Source organism: Streptomyces sp. NPDC050564 (assembly GCF_044457265.1).
Taxonomy (GTDB): domain Bacteria; phylum Actinomycetota; class Actinomycetes; order Streptomycetales; family Streptomycetaceae; genus Streptomyces.
Window position 1 is genome coordinate 70,722 of sequence record NZ_JBITGS010000039.1, and the last position, 19,009, is coordinate 89,730.

Consider the following 19,009-nt stretch of genomic DNA (forward strand, 5'->3'; position numbering starts at 1 on the left):
GATCCATCCACGCACGCCAGCGGCGGACCCGCATGCTCAGTGTCGCGGCGGAAGGTCGTTCACCAGTACGGCCGCCCCGTCGAAACGGCCCGCCTTGAGATCCTTGAGGGCTTGCTGCGCCTCGGACAGCGGGTAGGGATGCGTCGTCGCGCGTACGCCGTGCCGGGCCGCCAGCGCCAGGAAGGTCCGGCCGTCCTCACGCGTGTTGGAGGTGACGCTGCGCAGCTCCTTCTCGTAGAACAGCTCGCGCTCGTAGCGCAGCGGCGGGGTGTCGCTCAGGTGGATCCCCGCGACCGACAGAACCCCGCCCCGGTCGAGTGCCCGCAGCGCGACCGGGACCAGGTCACCGACCGGCGCGAACAGGATCGCGCTGTCCAGCGGCTCGGGGGGCTCGTCGTACGCCCCCCGGGCGGACGCGGCGCCGAGGTCGAGCGCCAGCCGCCGCGCGGCCGGGTCGCGGGTCAGTACGTGCACGGTGGCGCCCTGCGCGACGGCGAGCTGCGCGCACAGGTGGGCGCTGCCGCCGAAGCCGTACAGCCCGAGCCGCCCGCCGGGCGGCAGCGAGGCACGCAGCAGCGCGCGGTAGCCGATGATGCCCGCGCACAGCAGGGGTGCCAGGGCGATGTCGTCCACGTCGTCGGGCAGCCGGTATGCGTAGGCGGCCGGGACGGTCGTGTACTCCGCGTAGCCGCCGTCGGCGTCCCAGCCGGTGTACTCGGACGCCGGGCAGAGATTCTCCGAGGCGCGCACGCAGTACCGGCACGTGCCGTCCGTGCGGCGCAGCCAGGCGACGCCCACCCGGTCACCGTGGGCGAAGCCGCTCACGTCGTCGCCGGTCCCCGCGACCACGCCGACGACCTCGTGCCCCGGCGTCACCCCCGGCCTGCGCACGGGCAGGTCGCCCTCGGCGACATGGAGATCGGTACGGCACACCCCGCAGGCGCGGACGTGCACGAGGAGCTCGTCGGGCCCCGGCGTCGGCACGGGCTTCTCGACGAAGCGCAGCGGATCCCCGCCGATCGGTCCGGGCCGAGCCACTTCCCACGCGTGCATCATCCAGTGCCCCGTCCTGTCGACGACCACCTGTGCTCGCTCTCCAGTGTCGTGCAGGCCGCTCCGCTCGGCGCGCGGCCCGGGCGCAGCCTGGCTAGCGTGAAACGCGCAACCGTTCATCGAACCGGAGAAGGTCGACGTCATGGCCGTACAGCCTGAGGGAAAGCCCTGTTGGGCGGACGCGATGTTCAGCGATGTCGAGGGGGCCAAGAGCTTCTACGGTGACGTACTGGGCTGGACTTTCGGTGAATCGTCCTCCGCGTACGGCAACTACACACAGGCGTACGCCAACGGCAAGGCGGTGGCCGCCGTCGTCCCGCCGATGACCGGGCAGGAGGGCCAGTCCGCCTGGTGCCTGTACTTCGCCTCGCCCGACGCCGCCGCGGCCGCCACGAAGATCAAGGACAATGGCGGTGAGGTGCTGATGGAGCCGATGCAGGTCGGCGAGTTCGGCACCATGGCACTGGGCCGTGACCCCAGCGGCGTCGTCTTCGGCGTCTGGCAGGCGGGCACCCACGAGGGCTTCGAGGCGACGGCCGTGCCCGGCGCGTACGCCTGGGCCGAGGTCTTCACCCGTGAACCCGAGAAGTCCGACGCGTTCTTCCCCGCCGTCTTCCCGCTCGGCGCCAAGCAGGTCGAGGACGATGCCGTCGACTTCCGGATCTTCAGCCTGGGCGAGGAACCCGTTCTGGGCCGCATGAAGATGACGGACGACTTCCCGATCGAGGTACCGCCCTACATCAACGTGTACTTCACCGTCGAGAATTGCGATGCGGCGGTGGCGAAGGCGACGGAGCACGGCGGCATCCTGCGCTTCGGGCCCATGGACAGCCCGTTCGGCCGGTTCGCGGCACTGAGCGACCCGCAGGGCGCGTCGTTCTCCGTCATCGACATGACGACGACCCAGGGGGACATGCCGAAGATGACCGACGTGTCCTGAGGCATTCCCTCGCGAGGGCAACCGCGTTGATGCGGTACTCGTCCCTTCTTGTGGCCGCGGCACCCCCGGGTGGCCGGATCCCCCACAAGGACGGCGAGCGAAAGAGACCGCATGCTTCGCATTCACTTCACCTCGCACGATCTGCAGAACATTCGCGTGGCCCGGCAACCCGATCCGCTGTGGGAACTGATCTGCAGCGTCTGCCGGTTGGAAACCGGGCAGGGACCGCTCGATTTCGGTCACTGGCGGCGCGCGGCCCACGACCGGCTCTCCCAGGACGCGGTCGCGGGCCGCGCGCTGCGCCCGCTGCGGACCCTGATCCCCGCGGCCGGCTACATCCCCGACTTCCTCACACCGCCCGTGACGGGCGGCGGCCTGTCGGCCGGCCTCGACCAGCTGCGGCGCACTCCCCGCACACGGCTGGTCCGGGAGCTGACGCGGCTGGCCGAGTCGCGCCCCGTGCCGCACTGGACGACCTCGCTGGGCCGACCCGGCAGCGACGCGCTCAAGTCCCTGGCGGGGGCCCTCGGGATCTACTTCCGCGCCCTGCTGGAACCGTACTGGCCACACATCCGAACGGCCGTCGGCAACGATGTCGACCTGCGCTCCCGTGCCCTCCTCGACGGCGGCACCGGGGCCCTCCTCGACGGGCTGCGCCCACTCGCCCGTTGGAGGCCTCCCGTGCTCGAAGTGGACTACCCCACCGAGCGCGACCTGTACCTGGAAGGCCGCGGCCTGCTCCTCGTCCCGTCCTACTTCTGCTGGCGTCGGCCGACCGCGCTGGCGGATCCGGGCCTCGATCCGGTGCTCGTCTACCCGGTACAGAAGACGCCGCTGGCCCTCGCGCACGGCACGGACGACGGCCTCGAACGTCTGCTGGGCCGCACCAGGGCCGCCGTCCTGACGGAGGTGGCGAGCCGTACCGCCCACACCACCTCCGACGTCGCCCTGGCCGTGGGGATCGCGCTGCCGAGCGCCAGCTACCAGATCGGCGTCCTGCGCGACGGGGGACTGGTGACCAGCCGTCGCGAGGGCAAGTACGTCCTGCACATGGCCACTCCGCTGGGCCTGCGACTCCTTGGAGCGGGCAGTTTCTCCGACGCCCGATGAACCCGCGGCGGGAGCCGGTGAACCCGCGGCGCCGGTCGCTGGGCGGAGCGTGGCATGATCGGGGCCATGCCTGAACGCGTTGTGGCCGCCTGTGACGGGGCTTCGAAGGGAAACCCGGGACCCGCCGGATGGGCCTGGGTCGTCGCCGACGGGGAGGAGACTCCCACCCGCTGGGAGGCCGGCCCGCTGGGCACGGCGACCAACAATGTCGCCGAACTTACCGCGCTGGAACGTCTGTTGACGGCGATCGCCCCGGATGTGCCGCTGGAGATCCGGATGGACTCCCAGTACGCGATGAAGGCCGTCACGACCTGGCTGCCCGGCTGGAAGCGCAAGGGCTGGAAGACTGCCGCCGGAAAGCCGGTCGCCAACCAGGAACTGGTCGCCCGCATCGACGAGCTCCTCGACGGCCGCACCGTGGAGTTCCGCTACGTCCCCGCGCACCAGGTCGACGGCGACCGCCTCAACGACTTCGCCGACCGCGCCGCGAGCCAGGCGGCCGCCGTCCAGCAGCCCGCGGGCAGCGACCTCGGATCCCCGGAGCCGCCGCCGTCGCCCGACACCCCGGCGCCCGCGCGCCGCCGCAGCTCCACGAAGAGCGCGGCGCGGCCGAGCACGTCGAGCCGCACGATCAAGGCCAAGTTCCCCGGCCGCTGCGTCTGCGGGCGCTCCTACGCCGCGGGCGAGCCCATCGCCAAGAACGGCCAGGGGTGGGGGCACCCGGAGTGCCGTACCGCCGAGACGAGCAACGCGTAGGCGCTAGCCGCGTCAGGAGACTTCGCGCAGGCAGGCGCTCATGGCCAGGTCCGCGTCGAGCTTCGCCACGACCTGAGCGGCGAGCGCGGCGGGGAAGTCCCGGAGCGTCCACTCCTCGACGAGGCCCAGGAACCCGGTGAGCGCGCTGCGCACGGATTCGAGCAGCACCGAAAGTTCGCTCAAGGCCAGTTCGATCGGCCGGCCGGCCGGGCGTTGCTCGTCCGGCCAGAGGCGGACGAGCGGTCCGGAGTGCTCGACGCCCGGCGTGGGGTCGTGGCCGAGCCAGGGCGTTTCGCCGTCCAGCAGAATCTGCCAGTCCCGCCAGTTCTCCAGACCGAAGCAGCACCCCGGTGGCATGGTGACTCCGGTGGCGGGGTCCCGGAGCCGCAGGCCGCCCGGAGCGACGACGGATTCGACCGACACCAGACGGCGCAGCATCGCGAGGCCGCCCGCGGGTCCGCGGTCATGACGCTTGCGCTGCGTCTTGTTGTAGCCGGCCAGGACCGCCATCGCGGTACTGACCTCGAGCGGCGACAGGTCGCCGGAGAGGACGAGCAACCGGTCCGCGGGCGGGCCGGCGGTCGGCCACAGCGTGAAGTCGGCGGCTTCGTGGGTCTCCAGTACGGGCTCCATGATCAGCACGCCTCTCATTCTGCCGATCGGCGCGGATGAGCGGGGCTCCCTTTCCGCGGGTTCTGGGGGCCCCTCGTGCGGGGAGCCCCCGGGGCGGGAAGCGGCCCTGATCAGTCGGTGTCGAACGTGTAGTGCGCGCTGTGATCCAGCAGATCCGCCGGTCGTACGTCGTTCCAGGGCTTCATCGTCTCGCCGAGGTCGACGACGTCGGGGGTGCCGGCCGTCGGCAGATAGCCCGAGTCGGGATGGCGGCGCTGCCAGTCTGCCCACAGCTTGTCTATGTAGGCGTGGTGGAGCCAGAAGACGGGGTCGTTGGGGGAGACGCCGGTGGCCATCTGCCCGCCGACCCAGACATGGACGCGGTTGTGCAGATTGGCGCCACGCCAGCCTTCGAGGTGATTGCGGAAGCCGTCCGAGGCGCTGTTCCACGGCGACATGTCGTAGGTGGCCATGGCGAGCACGGACTCCACCTCGGCGCGGGTCGGCAGCTCCCGGACGCCGCTGCCGAGCGATCTGCGCAGGTACGTACGGCTGTCGACGCGCACAGTGATCGGCCAGTTGCCCGACGAGGCTGCGAACGGGCCGTCCATCACCCGGCCGTCCAGGCTGCGCCCGGTGCCGCCGAGGAAGTCGGGCGCCCACAGCGACGAGCGCGTCGAGCGGTCGGCGCTCCAGTCCCAGTACGGCAGCGCGACGGAGGAGTCGACGGACTGCAGTGCCTGCTCGAATTCGATGAGGAAGCGGCGGTGCCAGGGCAGGAACGACGGTGAACGGTGGCCCGTGCGCTCGCCGTTGTCGGTGTCACCCATGATGAAGGCGTTGTGTGTCGTGACGAAGGCGTCGTAGCGCCCACTTCGCTTGAGCTGCACGAGCGCGTCGACGAAACGCCGCTTCTCGTCGGCGGTCAGGCTCGCCTGGTTCTTGCGTACGGTCATGTGCGGGACTCCACGATCTGCTTGCGGCTTGGGTCAGTTGGCGTCGAAGGGGACGAGCGGTGCCCCCTGCAGCTCCACGACCGCGGCGCGGGCGGCGGCGCGCGGGGTGGGCACCGGGGCGTAGTGACTGACGACACTGATCCAGCTGCTGTCGGCGTTCTGCATCACATGCAGCTCCACGTCGTCGACGAACACGGCGTAGCCGGCGCCGTGGTGGTGACCGCCCTCGCTGACAGCGCGGCCCACTATGCGACGGCCGCGGTAGACCTCGTCGAAGGCTTCCGGCCCGCCGTGGTGGTGTCCGCCGGCCGACACCCCCGGTGCGGCGGACACAGAGGGTGCGGCGGCGGCCTGGGTACCGGCCACGGCGGCCAGTGCGGCCGCGGCCCCGAGGGCACGACGACGAGTGAGTTCCGGCATGCGAAGACCTCCTGCGATCAGTCCTGTTGACGACTCGGTATGCCTATCGGGTCGTCGGAGAGCGGGAGAAATCGGCGAATGTCGGTTGGCTGTGATCCGGACAATTAAGTAAATGTCGTGCAAACTTGAACGAAGATGATCTTGCTGTCGAGTGGGCTCGCAACCTACCGGAACGTGAAATTCCTCCCGTTGGGCGACCCACTGTCGGTGATCTTGTCGAGGTGGGCCGTCGCGAGTGGTGTGGCTCACGCCCGCAAGGTGACGTGAACTCCCGGGGTTGAAATCGACTGCTCGCCGGCCGGAGCGCTGCGCGAGGGCCCGGAACTCGAGTGCGCCCTCGCGCGGCGCTCCGGGCGGGCGACCAGTCGAACACTCTTGGGGTGAATGGCGATTCACCGGTATGGTGAATTGTCATTCACCCATGTTTCGCGTCGACTTCTGGAGTATTAATGGCGGCCCTGCGTGACCGGCTGGCAGTCCCTGTCCTGGCATTCGGCGGGATCCTCATGGCCGTCATGCAGACCGTCGTGGTGCCGTTGCTGCCGGACCTGCCGCGGCTGACGGGTGCCTCGGCGAGCGCGGTCTCCTGGATGGTGACGGCGACGCTGCTGTCCGGAGCGGTGCTGACGCCCGTGCTGGGCCGCGCGGGAGACATGTACGGCAAGCGGCGTGTGCTGCTGATGGCGCTCGGGCTGATGACCGTGGGGTCGCTCCTGTGCGCCGTCACGTCGGACATCGGTGTGCTCATCGCGGCGCGGGCCCTGCAGGGTGCCGCGGCCGCGGTCGTACCGCTGTCGATCAGCATCCTGCGGGACGAACTGCCTCCGGAACGCACGGGTTCCGCTGTGGCGCTGATGAGCTCCACCGTGGGCATCGGCGCCGCCCTGGGCCTGCCGCTCGCCGCGCTGGTCGTGCAGTACGCGAACTGGCATGTCATGTTCTGGGCCACGACGGCGCTGGGTGCCGTCGGCCTCGCGCTGGCGTGGTGGGCGGTGCGCGAGTCGCCCGTCCGCGAGCCGGGCCGCTTCGACACGGTGGGCGCGGTGGGCCTGGCGGCGGGGCTCATATGCCTGCTGCTGGGGGTGTCGCAGGGGGGTACCTGGGGCTGGGGCAGCGCCCGGATCCTGGGCCTGTTCGTGGCCTGCGTCCTCATCATGACCTTGTGGTGGATACAGCAGCGGCGTACCGAACGGCCGCTGGTCGACCTGAAGCTGGCCGCCCGCCCACGGGTCGCCCTGCCGCACATCGCCGCGCTCCTGACGGGCTTCGCCTTCTACGGGAACTCCTTGGTGACGGCGCAGCTGGTGCAGGCGCCGAAGGAGACCGGCTACGGGCTCGGGCTGTCCATCGTGGCGACCGGCCTGTGTCTGCTGCCCGGCGGCGTCACGATGCTGTTGCTCTCGCCCGTCTCGGCGCGCATCTCGGCCGCCCGTGGCCCCCGGGTGACGCTGGCCCTCGGGACCGCGATAATCGCCCTCGGCTATGTCATACGCATCATGGACAGCAGCGACCTGTGGCTGATCATCCTGGGGGCCACGGTCTGCGCGATCGGCACGACGCTCGCCTACTCCGCCCTGCCCACCCTGATCCTGCGCGCCGTGCCCGCCGGGCAGACCGCGTCCGCCAACGGTGTCAACGTCCTGATGCGCACCATCGGCCAGGCCGTGTGCAGCGCCGCCGTGGCCGCCGTCCTGGTCCACCACACGAGTCTCGTCGGCGGTGCCCCGCTGCCCACGCTGCACGGATATCTGCTGGCCTTCGCCATGGCGGGTACGGTCGCAGTGGTGGCCTGCGCCGCCGCCCTCTCGATACCCGCCGACCCCGCCTCGCGCGACACCCGACGGACCAGCGGCCGCACCGGAGCGCACCGCGACGAGGCCCTCGAAGGAGCATGAGCACCGTGACCAGCCCGCACCCCGGTCTCACGGCACCGCCTGCCGCCCCACCGCGCCGTGACGCCGAGGCGACGAAGGCCGCCATCCTGCGCGCGGCCCGGCATCTGCTGGCCCGGCACGCCCACGCGGACATCACGCTCAAGGCGGTCGCCGACCGGGCGGGGGTGAGCGCGCCGCTGATCCTGAAGTACTTCGGCAACAAGGACGCGCTGTTCGCGCGGGTCATGTCCTTCGAGTCCGATGCCGAGGCCCTGCTGGCCGGGCCCCTGGAGGATCTCGGCCGCCATATGGTCCGCCATCTGCTGGAGGGTCAGACCCAGCGGGGCGCCGATCCCATCCTGCGGATCGTCTTCGCCCCGATCCAGGGCGAGCAGGGCGACATCCTGCGGACCAACTTCCGCACCCAGGTCAGCGACCGCCTCGCCGATCGGCTCGGCGGACCCGACGCCGGCCTACGTGCCGAACTCGCCGTCGGCACGCTGCTCGGCCTCGGCGTGATGTACGGCATCGCCCGCGGCACCCGCCTGCGCGCCACCGCGATCGACGACATCGTCGACCGGTACGGCCCGACAGTGCAGGCCCAGCTCACGCCGTGAGCCGAGGAGAGCGCGACTGACGGATCCCGAAGGCGGGTCCGGACTCAGTTCACCCCGTGCGGCCGGAACTGAATGCTGATCCGTGGTCCCGACGCCCGCGCCGATTTGGGGATGGCGTGCTCCCAGGTGCGCTGGCAGGAGCCGCCCATCACGATCAGGTCGCCGTGCCCGAGGGGGCGCCGCACGGTGTCGCCGCCCCGGCGCGGACGCAGCAGCAGATCGCGCGGGGCGCCGACCGACAGGATGGCGACCATGGTGTCCTCGCGCGCGCCCCGGCCGATCCGGTCTCCGTGCCAGGCCACGCTGTCGCGGCCGTCCCGGTAGTAGCAGAGCCCTGCCGTGGTGAACGGTTCGCCGAGCTCGGCGGCGTAGTGCGCGGACAGCGCGTCCCGTGCCTCGTCCAGGATCGGGTGCGGCAGCGGATCACCGGCGCGGTAGTAGGCGAGCAGCCGCGGTACGTCCACCGTGTGTTCGTACATCTGCCGCCGCTCCGCCCGCCACGGCACCTCGGCGGCGAGCCGGGCGAAGAGCGCGTCGGCCCCACCGAGCCACCCGGGCAACAGGTCGATCCAGGCCCCGTCGCCCAGCACGGTGCGGCGCATCGCGTTCAGCGGACCGAGGCGGAGCTCGTCGGTCTGGTCGAAGAGCGAACCCTGGAGGTGCATGGCCATGCGACCAGCGTACTCCGTAATCGAATATGCGTTCCCATTGTCTGGGTGGGCGCCTCGCTCACCAGGGGAGCGGCCCGTCGGCGTCGAAGTAGCCTCCAGTGGGTCCGTCCGGGCCGATCTGCGCCATCCGGACGATGATCTCGGCGCCCTCCTCGACTGTCTGGGTACCCGTGCGGCCGTTCAGGTCGGTCGCGGTGTAGCCCGGCTCGACCGCGTTGATCCGTATCGCAGGGAACGCCTTCGCGTACTGCACGGTGATCATGTTGACCGTGGTCTTCGACGCCGGATAGGCGACGCCCGGGTAGGCGTACGCCGGGGCGGCGGGGTCGGTGACACGGGCCATCGAGCCCAGGCCGCTGCTCACGTTCACCACGACCGGGGCGGCGGACCGCCGCAGCAGTGGCAGGAACGCGTGGGTGACGCGGACGACGCCGAAGACGTTCGTCTCGAACAGCTCCCGCATCATCTCGGCGGTCACGTCCGCCGCGCCGATCACGGTGTTCCCCGCACCGCGCTGTTCGACGCCGGCGTTGTTGATCAGCACATCGAGGCCGCCGTCGGCCTCGACGGTCTTCGCCGCGGCGGCGACGGACGCGTCGTCGGTGACGTCGAGGACGACCAGCCGCGCCCCCAGCTGTTCGGCGGCCCGGCGCCCGCGCTCCGGGTCCCGGCTGCCCAGGTAGACGGTGTGACCCGCCGCGATGAGTCGGCGTGCGGTCTCGAATCCGAGACCCTTGTTCGCTCCGGTGATCAGTGTCGTAGTCATGGCTCCAGGTTCCGCGCCGATCGCGAGGTCAGCCAGGAGTCCCGTCTTCCTGGGACTGTCAGTACCAGGCATGTCCGCGCGGGGCGGTGCACAGTGGTGGCATGGCGAGCACGGAGTTCGGGCAGACGGTACGGCGGTGGCGCGACCGGGTCTCACCGCAAGCGGCCGGGTTGGCCGCGGGCGGCCACCGGCGCGCGGCCGGGCTGCGCCGCGAGGAGCTGGCCCTGCTGGCCGGGATCTCGGTCGACTACATCACCCGCCTCGAACAGGGCCGGGCGACCAACCCGTCGGAGCAGGTCGTCGAGGCGCTGGGCCGCGCTCTGCGGCTGTCGACGGCCGAGCGGGAACATCTCTTCCATGTCGCCGGGCTCGTCCCGCCGGGACGGGACTCAGTGCCCGCCCACATCACGCCGAGCGTGCAACGGCTGCTGGACAGGCTGGCCGGGACGCCCGTCGCGGTCTACGACGCGGCCTGGACGCTGCTGCTGGTCAACCCGCTCTACGCGGCCCTGATGGACGATCCCTCCAGATGGCGCGGCAACGAGCGCAACGGGGTGTGGCGCAATTTTGTCGGCCCCGGCAGCCGCGTCCACCGCTCTCCCGAGGCCCAGCGAGAGTTCGAGGCAGCGCTCGTCGCCGACCTGCGTGCGACCGCGAGCCGGTATCCGGCGGATCAGCGGTTGCGGCGCCTGATCGCGGAACTGCGGGTGAACAGCGACCGGTTCGCCGAGCTGTGGGATTCCGGAGTGGTGGGCCGGCACGAGGCGTCGCGCAAGACCGTTCATCACCCGCAGGTGGGCCCTTTGACGCTCGACTGCGATGTGCTCAGCGTCGCCGGCAGCGACCTGCGCATCATGATCTACACCGCCGAGCCCGATACGGGGGACGCCGAACGCCTTGAGCTGCTCGGAGTGCTCGGCACTCAGGCCCTGGTGGAGTCCTAGGACTCCTGCCGCCCCGAGGCCGCGGCGTCGCCCTTCGGCGTGTTGGCCGGCCAGTACGCGCCGAGCCGTGGGTCCCAGTCGAAGCCGTCCAGCACCCTGACCGCCTTGGCCAGGAGTTCGTCACCGCTCTCCCGCCAGGCCTCGAATCTGCTGTCGCCGAGATCACCGACGGCCATGAGCCCGCTGTCGAGCAGCCGCCGGAGCAACTCGCCCGCGACGTCACGGAAGTCCGCGCCCCGGGCCTGCGCGACATCCTCGGCCAGACGGAGGAGCCGGTCCACGGGGACCCAGTCGTCCAAGCCCTCCTCCATGAGCTCTCGGAAGATGTCGTGGTCATTCAGGGGGCAGACGCACCTTCCATCCCTTCCTCGACTCGGCCGGGGAGATGTCGGCTCATGGCGACGCGCGACGAACCGACCAACGATCGACCGACTTCGCGGACACGATCTGTTCGAGCTCGCCCAGGACCTCGCGGATCACATGCTCGGCGTTGGCCGCGATCACGGGATTCGTCGTGCGGTAGTAGGGGAGTTGGAGCAGGGCCATGGACAGGGCCCAACCGCGCCCACGGGCCCATGTGGCGTCGTCCGTGCCCACCGCGTGCCGGAAGGCGGGCCTCGCCTCGGCGGGGAGGAGATTCCAGGCGGCGATCAGGTCGCACGCGGGGTCGCCGGTGCCGAGGGTGGCGAAGTCGAGGACGGCGGTGAGACGGCCTTGGCGGGTGAGGAGGTTCATCGGCATCAGATCCGAGTGGACCCACGTGGGCGGGCCGGTCCACAGCGGCGCGCTGAGCGCCGCCTCCCAGGCCGCCGTCGCGGCCGACGTGTCGATCGTGCCGTGGAGTTCGTCGATGGCGGAGCGCGTGGCGTCGTCCACGGTCGCCAGCGGCCCGCCCCGGTAGGCGGGCGGGCCGCCGGGCAGGTCGATCTGCCACAGTGCGCGGACGAACCCGCCGAGGTCGGTGGCCAGCGCACTCGCGTCCGTGAGGCGCCCGGGGACGGGGAGCTCGCCGTCGAGCCAGCGAAGCACGGCCCAGCGCCACGGATATTCTTCCCCGGGCACACCGACGGCGAGGATCTCGGGAATGGGGAACGGCAGCAGAGGCGCGAGCCGCGGCAGCCATTCCCCCTCCTTGTCCACGTCGCCGGCGCCCTCCGGGATGCGGGGGAGGCGTACGGCCAGGTCGGCGCCGAGTCGGTAGACGGCGTTGACGGTTCCGGCCGACTCGACACGCTTCAGCGGCAGGTCGGCCCAGTTGGGGAACTGCCCGGCCAGCAGCCGTCGTACGAGCGCATCGTCGATCCGCACCTCATGGGCGTGCATGGGACCTGACGGCATGGGCGCCTGCTTCCTGTGGGAGAGGTCAACTTGCGCCATCCTGAGCCTCGTTCGGGTTTCCGCGCACCGCATTTTGGCCTCTTCGTCACTCCAGGCAACCTTGCGGGCGCCGCCGTCGTCTTGATCGGCAACGGGTGGGCAGCGCGTGCACCGCAGTGAACCAGAGATTTCCAGGTGGAAATCCGACGCACTATACCCTCTGCGTATACATGCCATGTATACGCAGAGGGTATAGCCGGGTCGTCACGTGCCGCCGACCGGCAGGAACCAGGAACAGCCCGCATCGGCGGCCGGCGCGTGAGTGCGGCCCGACCGGTGGCATACGGAAAGGCATACATGTACGGCAAGGCCTTCGCCCCGGAGTACCAGGGCGCTTTGACCACCCTGTCCGTGAACTCCTCGCTGACCGACGTTCTCGCGGCCGGCACCGAGCAACTGCGCGCCGCCGAGCGCTCGGGGGCGCGTACCGAGGCGGCCCGTTCGGGTCTCGCGGTCGCCGAGGCGCACCGTCGCCTCGGGCAGGTGGCGGACGCCGACCGGGCGTGGAAGGCGAGCTATCGCACGGCTCGCGAGGCCCGGGACACCGGGGCGATGGCGTGGGCGCTGTGGAGCGGCGGAACGCTGGCCCGGCAGCGCGGCGCGTTCCCGCTGGCGTGGCGGCTGCTGCGACTGGCCGCCGAACTCGGCGAGCAGGCGGGCGATGTGGTCGTCCGCGGCTACTCCCTGGCGGGGATGGCGGAGACCGGCCGCATCCAGGGCGACTACGCGGCCGTGACCGCCCTGCACGAACAGCTCCTGGCCGAGGCCCGCAAGCGCGGCGAGGCCCGGCACACCGTGTGGGCCCTGGAGGGCATCGCACAGATACACCGCAACACGGGTGCCCACGACACCGCGTACGCCATGTTCGAGGAGGCGGCCGAGATCGCCGCGCGCGCCGAGGACCGGCGCGGCCACGCCTGGGCCCTGCGCGGCCTCGCGGACATCGTCTCCGTACGCGACCAGGACGCGGACCGCGCGCTGGCCCTGCTGAGCGAGGCGGAGGTGTCCTGCCGCGCGATGAACCTGTCCGGTGCGCTCGCCTACAACCACAAGATGCGCGGCAACGTCCTCTACCGGGCCGGGCGTTACGACCAGGCCCGCGAGGTCTACGCGGAGGCGCTCGCGGAGTTCGAGGCGATGAGCGAGCCGCGCGGCCGGGCGCTGTCCCGGCTCGGACTCGTCAAGTCCCTGGCGCGCCTCGGCCGTGACCGCGCCGAGACCGCCGCCGACCTGACCGAACTGGCCCGCGCACTGGAGGGCATCGGACTGCGCCACGCCCGGCAGATGGTCGAACGGGCACGGACGGAACTCGGTTTGACGCCGGAATCCGAGGGTGCCGACGCGGAGGCCGCCCGATGACCTCCACGGCCCTGCAGTCACCGCCCACCGCGCCACAGATCCTGCGCCGCTGCCGTGAACTGGTCGCACCGGCCCTCGCGGAGGCGATCGGCGGACTGCACCCCTGGGTGGCGGAGATGGCCGGATACGCGCTGGGCCGCTGCGAGATCGGCGGCGCCCCCGCGACCCACGGCCAGGGCAAGGGCGTACGGCAGGCGCTGGCCGTCCTGGGCGCGGAGGCGGCCGGAGGCCCAGGCGCGGCGGGCGTGCCGGGTGCCGTCGCGGTGGAACTCGTGCACACCTTCTCGCTGCTTCACGACGACATCATGGACGGCGACGCGCTGCGCCGCGGCCGTCCCGCGCTCTGGAAGGCGTACGGCACCGGCCCCGCCGTACTCGCCGGCGACGCCCTCTTCGCCCTGGCCGTGGAGACCCTCACCGCGGCGCCCGCGACTGCGCACGCCGCGGCGGCCGTACGGCATCTGACCGCGGCCCTGCGCGACCTGGTCCACGGCCAGGCGGACGACCTGCTGTTCGCCGACCGCCCCTGGACCGGGCCCGAGGCGGTCGGTGTGGGGGAGTACGAGTCGATGGCCGAGCACAAGACCGGCGCTCTGCTCGGCTGTGCGCTGGCCCTGGGCGCCCAACTGGCCGGAGCCCCGCCGGAGACCGCTGACGCACTGGACCGTGCCGGGCGTCATCTCGGAGTGGCCTTCCAGATCGCCGACGACGTTCTGGGTATCTGGGGTGAGCCGGCCGTCACGGGCAAACCGGTCCACAGCGATCTGCGTCAGGGAAAGAAGACCCTCCCGGTCCTCGTCGCCCTGAACGCGCCCGGCCATCCCGCCCTCGCCGAACTCCTCGCCGCCCCGGCCGCCCTCGACGACACCGGTGTACGCAAGGCGGCGGCCCTCGTCGAGCGAGCCGGCGGTCGTACGGTTGCGCTGCGCGAGGCCCGCCGTCACCTCGCCGCGGCGGACGCCCTGCTGGCGACGGCGTCGCTCGCCCCGCGTCCTGCCGAGGAACTCCGCTCCGTGCTCTCCTCCCTCGCCCACCGGGCGATCTGACATCTCCACGCCTGCGGACCCGTCCGCTCCGGGCCGGAGGCGCTGCGACATCCGTCACATGTACGCCTCGGCGGGCCTTGTCAGGCAACCGCCTCATCCCCCCTCACATCTGTCCGGGCGACGCGCAGTTGGTCACCTGTTGATCACCGAGAAGTGAACATTCGTAAAGAGATCGCCCGGAAAGTAATAAAAGGGATCTTTCGTCTTTACATGTACCTGGCAAATCGGTGAAGGTGTCGCATCGGGGCCAAACAGCCCCCACGGCGCCCAACAGTGCCGTGCCTCACGGCAGTTGGTGATCCCGGCTGCCCTGTCTGAAGGAATTCAGTGCGTAGACCCCACATACGCCGCGTGGCGATCGCCGTCGCGGTGACGACGGCCGCCACGCTCCCGGCGGGCCCCGTCTTCGCGGCCGCGCCCGACTCGCCCGCCCGGCAGGCGACTTCGCCCTCCTCGACGGTCGACGCCGCCCGCGCGGCCGCCTTCGCGCACGCGTCGGCGACCGGTGTCACCGAGGGTGACACCCTGCAGGCCAAGGACGTCATGACAGACCCGGACGGCAAGCGGCACGTCCGCTTCGTCCGCACCCACCACGGCCTTCCGGTCCTCGGCGGCGACCTGGTCGTCCACCTCAGCAAGCAGTCCGCCTACCTGGGCGTGACCCGGGCCGCCGACCACGCGGTCAAGCCGGTCACCACCGAGGCGAAGCTGACACCCCAGCAGGCCGAGCAGAAGGCCGCCGCGGTGACCAAGGGCGACGCGAGCGGCGCTGAGCTCGTCGTGGACGCCCGCAACGGCGAGGCCGCCCTCGCCTACCAGGTGCGCGTGACGGACAGCGAGACCGCGGAGTCCGGCGGTTCCAGCACGGTCGTCGTGGACGCCCGGACCGGCAGGATACGCAGCAACACCCCCGACAGCGACGAGTTCATCTCGCCGTCCCTGGAGGAGACGCTGCGCAAGCGGGGCGAGCAGGCGACCCCAGAGACAGGCACGGCTTCCACCCAGCCGTCCGGCCTGGTCGGCACGACGGCAGCCACCCACTACCCGGTCACCGCCACCGGGAGCGGGAAGTCCCTCTTCGTCGGCACGGTCACCCTGAAGACCACCCAGACCGCGCGCACCAGCTTCCTCCTCAAGGACCGCACCCGGTGGAACACCGAGACCCGGGACGCCAGGGGGCAGGAGCTGGAGGCCTTCTCGCGCGGCAAGAAGTTCACCGACGGTGACAACAAGTGGGGCACCGGCACCACCTCCAGCCGGACCACGGCGGCGGTCGACGCCCAGTACGGCATCACCAAGACGCTGGACTTCTACAAGAAGACCTTCGGCCGCAAGGGCATCAAGAACAACAGCGCCGGTGCCCGCGCGATGGTCCACTTCGGCAACAAGGTCGGCAACGCCTTCTGGGACTCGACCTGCGGCTGCATGCTGTACGGCGACGGTGACGGCGATCTGTTCAAGAAGCCGCTGGTCGTCCTGGACGTCACCGGCCACGAGCTGACCCACGGTGTCGTCGACGCCACCGCCGCCCTCGAGCCCACCCGCGTGGACCAGGACGGCAACCAGTTCGGGGAGCCGGGCGCCCTCAACGAGTCGCTCGCCGACATCTTCGGCTCGAACGTCGAGTTCTCCACCAACAACCCGAACAACCCGCCGAACTACCTCCTGGGCGAGAAGCTGGGCCTCGCGCAGAAGTTCCTGCGCCGTCTGGACCACCCCTCCCTCGACCGGCTCGAAGGCACGATCGACTACTGGTCGCCCGCGGCCTACGACACCGAGGTTCACGCGGGTTCCGGCGTCTCCTCGCACGCCTACTACCTGCTCGCCGAGGGCAGCGGTCGCAAGACGATCGGCGGCGTGCAGTACGACTCGCCGACGTACGACGGTTCGCGGGTGACCGGCATCGGCCGCGCCAAGGCCACCGCGATCTTCTACCGGGCGCTCACCCGTTACATGGTCTCCACGACCGACTTCCACGACGCGCGGAAGGCCACCCTCAAGGCCGCCGCCGACATGTACGGGGCGAACAGCACCGAGTACAAGGCGGTGGACAAGGCGTGGGCCGCGGTCAACGTCACCACCGCCAACACGCCCGTCGCCGGTCACTGACCGGCGACACGCCCGGGCTTCGGCCGGTGACGCGTCTGGGCTTTCGGCCGGTGACGCGTCTGGGCGCCGAAGAGTGAAGGCCCCGGGCGCCCACAGGTGACGAAGGGTGCCCCGCCGTGTGGCGGGGCACCCTTTGTCGTTGCCGGACTCAGTGCTGCTGCGCCTTCTGCGGCGTCACCTCGCTGGGACGTACGACGACGTACCCCTCTCCCTCCAGCTTCAGCTGCACGGCCTCACCGGAGCCGCCGCGGATCATCGAGCCGATCGACTGCGAGCGGTGCAGCGAGGTGTGCAGGTGGGCGGTCCAGCCCACGACCGCGTCCGTGTCGACGTACACCGGCTGCTGCTGCGAGACGGGGATGACCAGCGGGTTGCCCTCGCAGATCAGCCCGAGGCCGCCGTGGCCGGTGAAGACGCTGTTGAAGAGGCCGCCACCGGTGATTCCCGCGCCCTTCACGGTCTTTATCTCGTACGACAACGTGGCGTCGAAGCACAGGACGTTGCGGCCGTTGACGGTGAACACATCGCCAGGCTCGATGCCGACGATGAAACAGTTCTGCGCCTCGTGCGCGAACCAGACCTCGCCCTGCCCGCGGACGGTCATCAGTGGCAGTCCCTCACCGGTGACCGCCCGCTTGAGCATGCCGCCGACGCCCTGGCCCTTGCGCTCGAACTGCAGATTCCCCCGGTAGGCGACCATCGCCCCCTGCCGTGCGAACATCTCGCCGTTGACGGCGTACTTGATGGACTTGGCGTTCTGGATGGTCATGCCCGGCGCGAGAGCGGGCTGCACCATGTGGTCACTGGAAAAGAGATCACCCTTCATGCGGGCATCTTGGCCCGGAGGATTTCGTTCCGCCAAGATCGTGCAGGCCATCGTGCGGACCTGAGACATTCGACAGCGATCTCGTGACGCGCGAAAGGGCCGGCCCGGGTGAACCGGACCGGCCCTCACGGCAGTTGTCAGGCGGCGTCGGCCGCGCCGACCCGGCTGTGCAGGCGGCTGACGACCTCCGTGAGCTGCGCGGCGACCTCGGCGTCGTCGACGGGGTGGGTCTCGGCGAAGCGGGTCACGGAGCCGGGGATGGAGAGCTTGACGTCCTCCAGGACGGTGCCGCCGGCGATGCCCACGGCCTTGCGGGCCTCGTCCTGCGCCCAGACGCCGCCGAACTGGCCGAACGCGGTGCCGATCACGGCGACGGGCTTGCCACTGAAGGCGCCGGCGCCATAGGGGCGGGACAGCCAGTCGATGGCGTTCTTCAGCACGGCCGGGATCGTGCCGTTGTACTCGGGCGAGAAGAGCAGGAAGGCGTCGGCGTGGCCGGCGGCCTCACGCAGCCGGACAGCGGAGGCAGGCACGCTGCCCTCGACGTCGATGTCCTCGTTGTAGAAGGGGACCTCGGCCAGGCCCTCGAACAGCTCGACCTCCGCGCCCTCCGGAGCGAGCTTGACGGCCGCCTCGGCGAGCTGACGGTTGTGGGAGCCGGCGCGCAGGCTGCCGACGAGCGCGAGGATACGTACGGACATGGTGATCTCCCGAAGCTGAAACATTGCCGCAATAAAACGGACCGAAGTCCGGTTAAATGTGTATCACTGAACCGGACCGCAGTCCAGTTTCCCTGGTCTCGGGCTACTCTGGCCTCATGTCCACCCCACTTCCGCCCTTCCCGAAGCGACAGGAAACGTCCGACGAACCCGTGCTGATGGAGCTCGCCGCCCCTGGCGAGGCCCCCCAGCTGCGCGCCGACGCCGCACGCAACCGCGCGCGTCTGCTGGAGGCCGCCGCCCGCCTGGTGGAGGAGCACGGGGTGGCCAAGGTGACGATGGACGCCGTCGCCGCCGCGGCATCGGTGGGCAAGGGGACCGTCTTCCGGCGGTTCGGCGACCGCACCGGCCTGCTGATGGCGCTCCTCGACCACACCGAGCAGCGGTTCCAGACCGCCTTCATCAGCGGTCCACCCCCGCTCGGCCCCGGCGCGTCACCGGCGGAGCGCCTGCACGCCTTCGGCTGTCGCGCCCTGCGTCAGACCTCCGAGCAGCTCGACCTCTACCTCGCCGCCGAGCCCGACGCCTCCCGCCGCTTCAGCTCCGCCCCGTACCGCGTCCGCTTCATGCACGTCTGCATGCTGCTGCGCCAGACCGCCCCGGCCACGGACACCGAACTCGTCGCGCAAACCCTGATGGGTTACCTGGAACCCGCCCTGGTCCACCACCTGACCCGCCAGCGCGGCATGTCTGTGGAGCGCTTGGAGTCGGGCTGGCACGACCTGGTGGAGCGGAGTACGCGTCCGGCGACCGCCTAGTTGTATTGCCCTGTGAGGTTGGGGACGCGGCTGGCGGGTGGTTGGCCTTTCAGCGCGGTGTGTCCGCGGTGGTGATTGTAGGTGTGCAGCCATTGC

The 19,009-nt window shown here is 70.8% G+C and carries 20 protein-coding genes; 10 read left to right on the forward strand and 10 right to left on the reverse strand.

The window, feature by feature from the left end; translation table 11 throughout:
- Positions 1-36: 36 nt before the first annotated feature.
- Positions 37-1,053 carry a zinc-binding alcohol dehydrogenase family protein gene (locus ACIBK0_RS41745; protein ID WP_399092387.1) on the reverse strand — a complete coding sequence of 339 codons (1,017 nt, stop codon included), beginning with the start codon at positions 1,051-1,053 and terminating at the stop codon, positions 37-39.
- 142 nt (positions 1,054-1,195) lie between these two features.
- Between ACIBK0_RS41745 and ACIBK0_RS41750 the strand changes: the two genes are divergently transcribed.
- The 3 genes from ACIBK0_RS41750 (at position 1,196) to ACIBK0_RS41760 (ending at position 3,859) form a co-directional block, all read left to right on the forward strand.
- Complete coding sequence (locus tag ACIBK0_RS41750) at positions 1,196-1,993, forward strand: VOC family protein (protein ID WP_399092323.1); 798 nt, start codon at positions 1,196-1,198, stop codon at positions 1,991-1,993.
- A 111-nt stretch (positions 1,994-2,104) separates the two neighbouring features.
- Complete coding sequence (locus tag ACIBK0_RS41755; RefSeq protein WP_399092326.1) at positions 2,105-3,103, forward strand: ArsR/SmtB family transcription factor; 999 nt, start codon at positions 2,105-2,107, stop codon at positions 3,101-3,103.
- Positions 3,104-3,157: 54 nt separating this feature from the next.
- Positions 3,158-3,859 carry a ribonuclease H gene (locus ACIBK0_RS41760; RefSeq protein WP_399092329.1) on the forward strand — a complete coding sequence of 234 codons (702 nt, stop codon included), beginning with the start codon at positions 3,158-3,160 and terminating at the stop codon, positions 3,857-3,859.
- A 12-nt stretch (positions 3,860-3,871) separates the two neighbouring features.
- Here ACIBK0_RS41760 and ACIBK0_RS41765 read toward each other — a convergent pair whose 3' ends face one another.
- From ACIBK0_RS41765 to ACIBK0_RS41775, 3 genes are all read right to left on the reverse strand, one after another.
- The gene (locus ACIBK0_RS41765) at positions 3,872-4,501 is read right to left on the reverse strand and encodes a hypothetical protein (protein ID WP_399092332.1); all 630 of its coding nucleotides are present in this window, start codon (positions 4,499-4,501) and stop codon (positions 3,872-3,874) included.
- Positions 4,502-4,602: 101 nt separating this feature from the next.
- Complete coding sequence (locus tag ACIBK0_RS41770; RefSeq protein WP_399092335.1) at positions 4,603-5,427, reverse strand: tyrosinase family protein; 825 nt, start codon at positions 5,425-5,427, stop codon at positions 4,603-4,605.
- A 33-nt stretch (positions 5,428-5,460) separates the two neighbouring features.
- Positions 5,461-5,847 carry a tyrosinase cofactor gene (locus ACIBK0_RS41775; RefSeq protein WP_399092338.1) on the reverse strand — a complete coding sequence of 129 codons (387 nt, stop codon included), beginning with the start codon at positions 5,845-5,847 and terminating at the stop codon, positions 5,461-5,463.
- Positions 5,848-6,296: 449 nt separating this feature from the next.
- Between ACIBK0_RS41775 and ACIBK0_RS41780 the strand changes: the two genes are divergently transcribed.
- Together ACIBK0_RS41780 and ACIBK0_RS41785 are read left to right on the forward strand one after the other, a co-directional pair.
- Positions 6,297-7,742: an MFS transporter gene (locus ACIBK0_RS41780; protein ID WP_399092341.1), complete on the forward strand. Its 1,446-nt coding sequence runs from the start codon at positions 6,297-6,299 to the stop codon at positions 7,740-7,742.
- Positions 7,739-8,338: a TetR family transcriptional regulator gene (locus ACIBK0_RS41785; protein WP_399092344.1), complete on the forward strand. Its 600-nt coding sequence runs from the start codon at positions 7,739-7,741 to the stop codon at positions 8,336-8,338. The genes ACIBK0_RS41780 and ACIBK0_RS41785 overlap by 4 nt, the downstream gene beginning before the upstream one ends.
- A gap of 44 nt (positions 8,339-8,382) precedes the next feature.
- Here the strand turns inward: ACIBK0_RS41785 and ACIBK0_RS41790 are convergent, their stop codons facing one another.
- Positions 8,383-9,009, reverse strand: coding sequence for an alpha-ketoglutarate-dependent dioxygenase AlkB family protein (locus ACIBK0_RS41790; RefSeq protein WP_399092347.1), 627 nt, complete (start codon positions 9,007-9,009; stop codon positions 8,383-8,385).
- A 58-nt stretch (positions 9,010-9,067) separates the two neighbouring features.
- Positions 9,068-9,775 carry an SDR family oxidoreductase gene (locus ACIBK0_RS41795; protein ID WP_399092350.1) on the reverse strand — a complete coding sequence of 236 codons (708 nt, stop codon included), beginning with the start codon at positions 9,773-9,775 and terminating at the stop codon, positions 9,068-9,070.
- 101 nt (positions 9,776-9,876) lie between these two features.
- On the opposite strand from ACIBK0_RS41795, the gene ACIBK0_RS41800 reads away from it, so the two are divergent.
- A complete protein-coding gene (locus tag ACIBK0_RS41800; RefSeq protein ID WP_399092353.1) occupies positions 9,877-10,719 on the forward strand; it encodes a helix-turn-helix transcriptional regulator in 843 nt (280 codons plus the stop codon).
- Here ACIBK0_RS41800 and ACIBK0_RS41805 read toward each other — a convergent pair.
- Both ACIBK0_RS41805 and ACIBK0_RS41810 read right to left on the reverse strand, forming a co-directional pair.
- On the reverse strand, positions 10,716-11,018 hold the full coding sequence (locus tag ACIBK0_RS41805; RefSeq protein ID WP_399092356.1) for a hypothetical protein: 303 nt from the start codon (positions 11,016-11,018) through the stop codon (positions 10,716-10,718). The genes ACIBK0_RS41800 and ACIBK0_RS41805 overlap by 4 nt on opposite strands.
- Before the next feature lie 94 nt (positions 11,019-11,112).
- Positions 11,113-12,057, reverse strand: a complete 945-nt coding sequence (locus ACIBK0_RS41810; RefSeq protein WP_399092359.1) for an aminoglycoside phosphotransferase family protein — start codon at positions 12,055-12,057, stop codon at positions 11,113-11,115.
- Positions 12,058-12,393: 336 nt separating this feature from the next.
- Between ACIBK0_RS41810 and ACIBK0_RS41815 the strand changes: the two genes are divergently transcribed.
- From ACIBK0_RS41815 to ACIBK0_RS41825, 3 genes are all read left to right on the forward strand, one after another.
- A complete protein-coding gene (locus tag ACIBK0_RS41815) occupies positions 12,394-13,455 on the forward strand; it encodes a tetratricopeptide repeat protein (RefSeq protein WP_399092362.1) in 1,062 nt (353 codons plus the stop codon).
- Complete coding sequence (locus ACIBK0_RS41820) at positions 13,452-14,501, forward strand: polyprenyl synthetase family protein (protein WP_399092365.1); 1,050 nt, start codon at positions 13,452-13,454, stop codon at positions 14,499-14,501. The genes ACIBK0_RS41815 and ACIBK0_RS41820 overlap by 4 nt, the downstream gene beginning before the upstream one ends.
- 327 nt (positions 14,502-14,828) lie before the next feature.
- Positions 14,829-16,610 (forward strand): M4 family metallopeptidase, encoded by a 1,782-nt coding sequence (locus ACIBK0_RS41825; protein ID WP_399092368.1) that lies wholly within the window; start codon positions 14,829-14,831, stop codon positions 16,608-16,610.
- A gap of 148 nt (positions 16,611-16,758) precedes the next feature.
- Here the strand turns inward: ACIBK0_RS41825 and ACIBK0_RS41830 are convergent, their stop codons facing one another.
- Positions 16,759-17,436, reverse strand: a complete 678-nt coding sequence (locus ACIBK0_RS41830; protein ID WP_399092371.1) for an AIM24 family protein — start codon at positions 17,434-17,436, stop codon at positions 16,759-16,761.
- 137 nt (positions 17,437-17,573) lie between these two features.
- Positions 17,574-18,137: an NADPH-dependent FMN reductase gene (locus tag ACIBK0_RS41835; protein ID WP_399092374.1), complete on the reverse strand. Its 564-nt coding sequence runs from the start codon at positions 18,135-18,137 to the stop codon at positions 17,574-17,576.
- A gap of 116 nt (positions 18,138-18,253) precedes the next feature.
- On the opposite strand from ACIBK0_RS41835, the gene ACIBK0_RS41840 reads away from it, so the two are divergent.
- Complete coding sequence (locus tag ACIBK0_RS41840) at positions 18,254-18,913, forward strand: TetR/AcrR family transcriptional regulator (RefSeq protein WP_399092377.1); 660 nt, start codon at positions 18,254-18,256, stop codon at positions 18,911-18,913.
- Positions 18,914-19,009: the final 96 nt, after the last annotated feature.

Excerpts from the sequence above, each read along its gene's own strand:
- ACIBK0_RS41750 (WP_399092323.1), top strand. The coding sequence starts at position 1,196 with ATGGCCGTACAGCCTGAGGGAAAGCCCTGTTGGGCGGACGCGATGTTC.
- ACIBK0_RS41775 (WP_399092338.1), bottom strand. The coding sequence starts at position 5,847 with ATGCCGGAACTCACTCGTCGTCGTGCCCTCGGGGCCGCGGCCGCACTG.
- ACIBK0_RS41755 (WP_399092326.1), top strand. The coding sequence starts at position 2,105 with ATGCTTCGCATTCACTTCACCTCGCACGATCTGCAGAACATTCGCGTG.
- ACIBK0_RS41815 (WP_399092362.1), top strand. The coding sequence starts at position 12,394 with ATGTACGGCAAGGCCTTCGCCCCGGAGTACCAGGGCGCTTTGACCACC.
- ACIBK0_RS41820 (WP_399092365.1), top strand. The coding sequence starts at position 13,452 with ATGACCTCCACGGCCCTGCAGTCACCGCCCACCGCGCCACAGATCCTG.
- ACIBK0_RS41770 (WP_399092335.1), bottom strand. The coding sequence starts at position 5,427 with ATGACCGTACGCAAGAACCAGGCGAGCCTGACCGCCGACGAGAAGCGG.
- ACIBK0_RS41780 (WP_399092341.1), top strand. The coding sequence starts at position 6,297 with ATGGCGGCCCTGCGTGACCGGCTGGCAGTCCCTGTCCTGGCATTCGGC.
- ACIBK0_RS41745 (WP_399092387.1), bottom strand. The coding sequence starts at position 1,053 with ATGCACGCGTGGGAAGTGGCTCGGCCCGGACCGATCGGCGGGGATCCG.
- ACIBK0_RS41790 (WP_399092347.1), bottom strand. The coding sequence starts at position 9,009 with ATGGCCATGCACCTCCAGGGTTCGCTCTTCGACCAGACCGACGAGCTC.
- ACIBK0_RS41800 (WP_399092353.1), top strand. The coding sequence starts at position 9,877 with ATGGCGAGCACGGAGTTCGGGCAGACGGTACGGCGGTGGCGCGACCGG.
- ACIBK0_RS41840 (WP_399092377.1), top strand. The coding sequence starts at position 18,254 with ATGTCCACCCCACTTCCGCCCTTCCCGAAGCGACAGGAAACGTCCGAC.
- ACIBK0_RS41795 (WP_399092350.1), bottom strand. The coding sequence starts at position 9,775 with ATGACTACGACACTGATCACCGGAGCGAACAAGGGTCTCGGATTCGAG.
- ACIBK0_RS41810 (WP_399092359.1), bottom strand. The coding sequence starts at position 12,057 with ATGCCGTCAGGTCCCATGCACGCCCATGAGGTGCGGATCGACGATGCG.
- ACIBK0_RS41830 (WP_399092371.1), bottom strand. The coding sequence starts at position 17,436 with ATGAAGGGTGATCTCTTTTCCAGTGACCACATGGTGCAGCCCGCTCTC.
- ACIBK0_RS41785 (WP_399092344.1), top strand. The coding sequence starts at position 7,739 with ATGAGCACCGTGACCAGCCCGCACCCCGGTCTCACGGCACCGCCTGCC.
- ACIBK0_RS41760 (WP_399092329.1), top strand. The coding sequence starts at position 3,158 with ATGATCGGGGCCATGCCTGAACGCGTTGTGGCCGCCTGTGACGGGGCT.
- ACIBK0_RS41835 (WP_399092374.1), bottom strand. The coding sequence starts at position 18,137 with ATGTCCGTACGTATCCTCGCGCTCGTCGGCAGCCTGCGCGCCGGCTCC.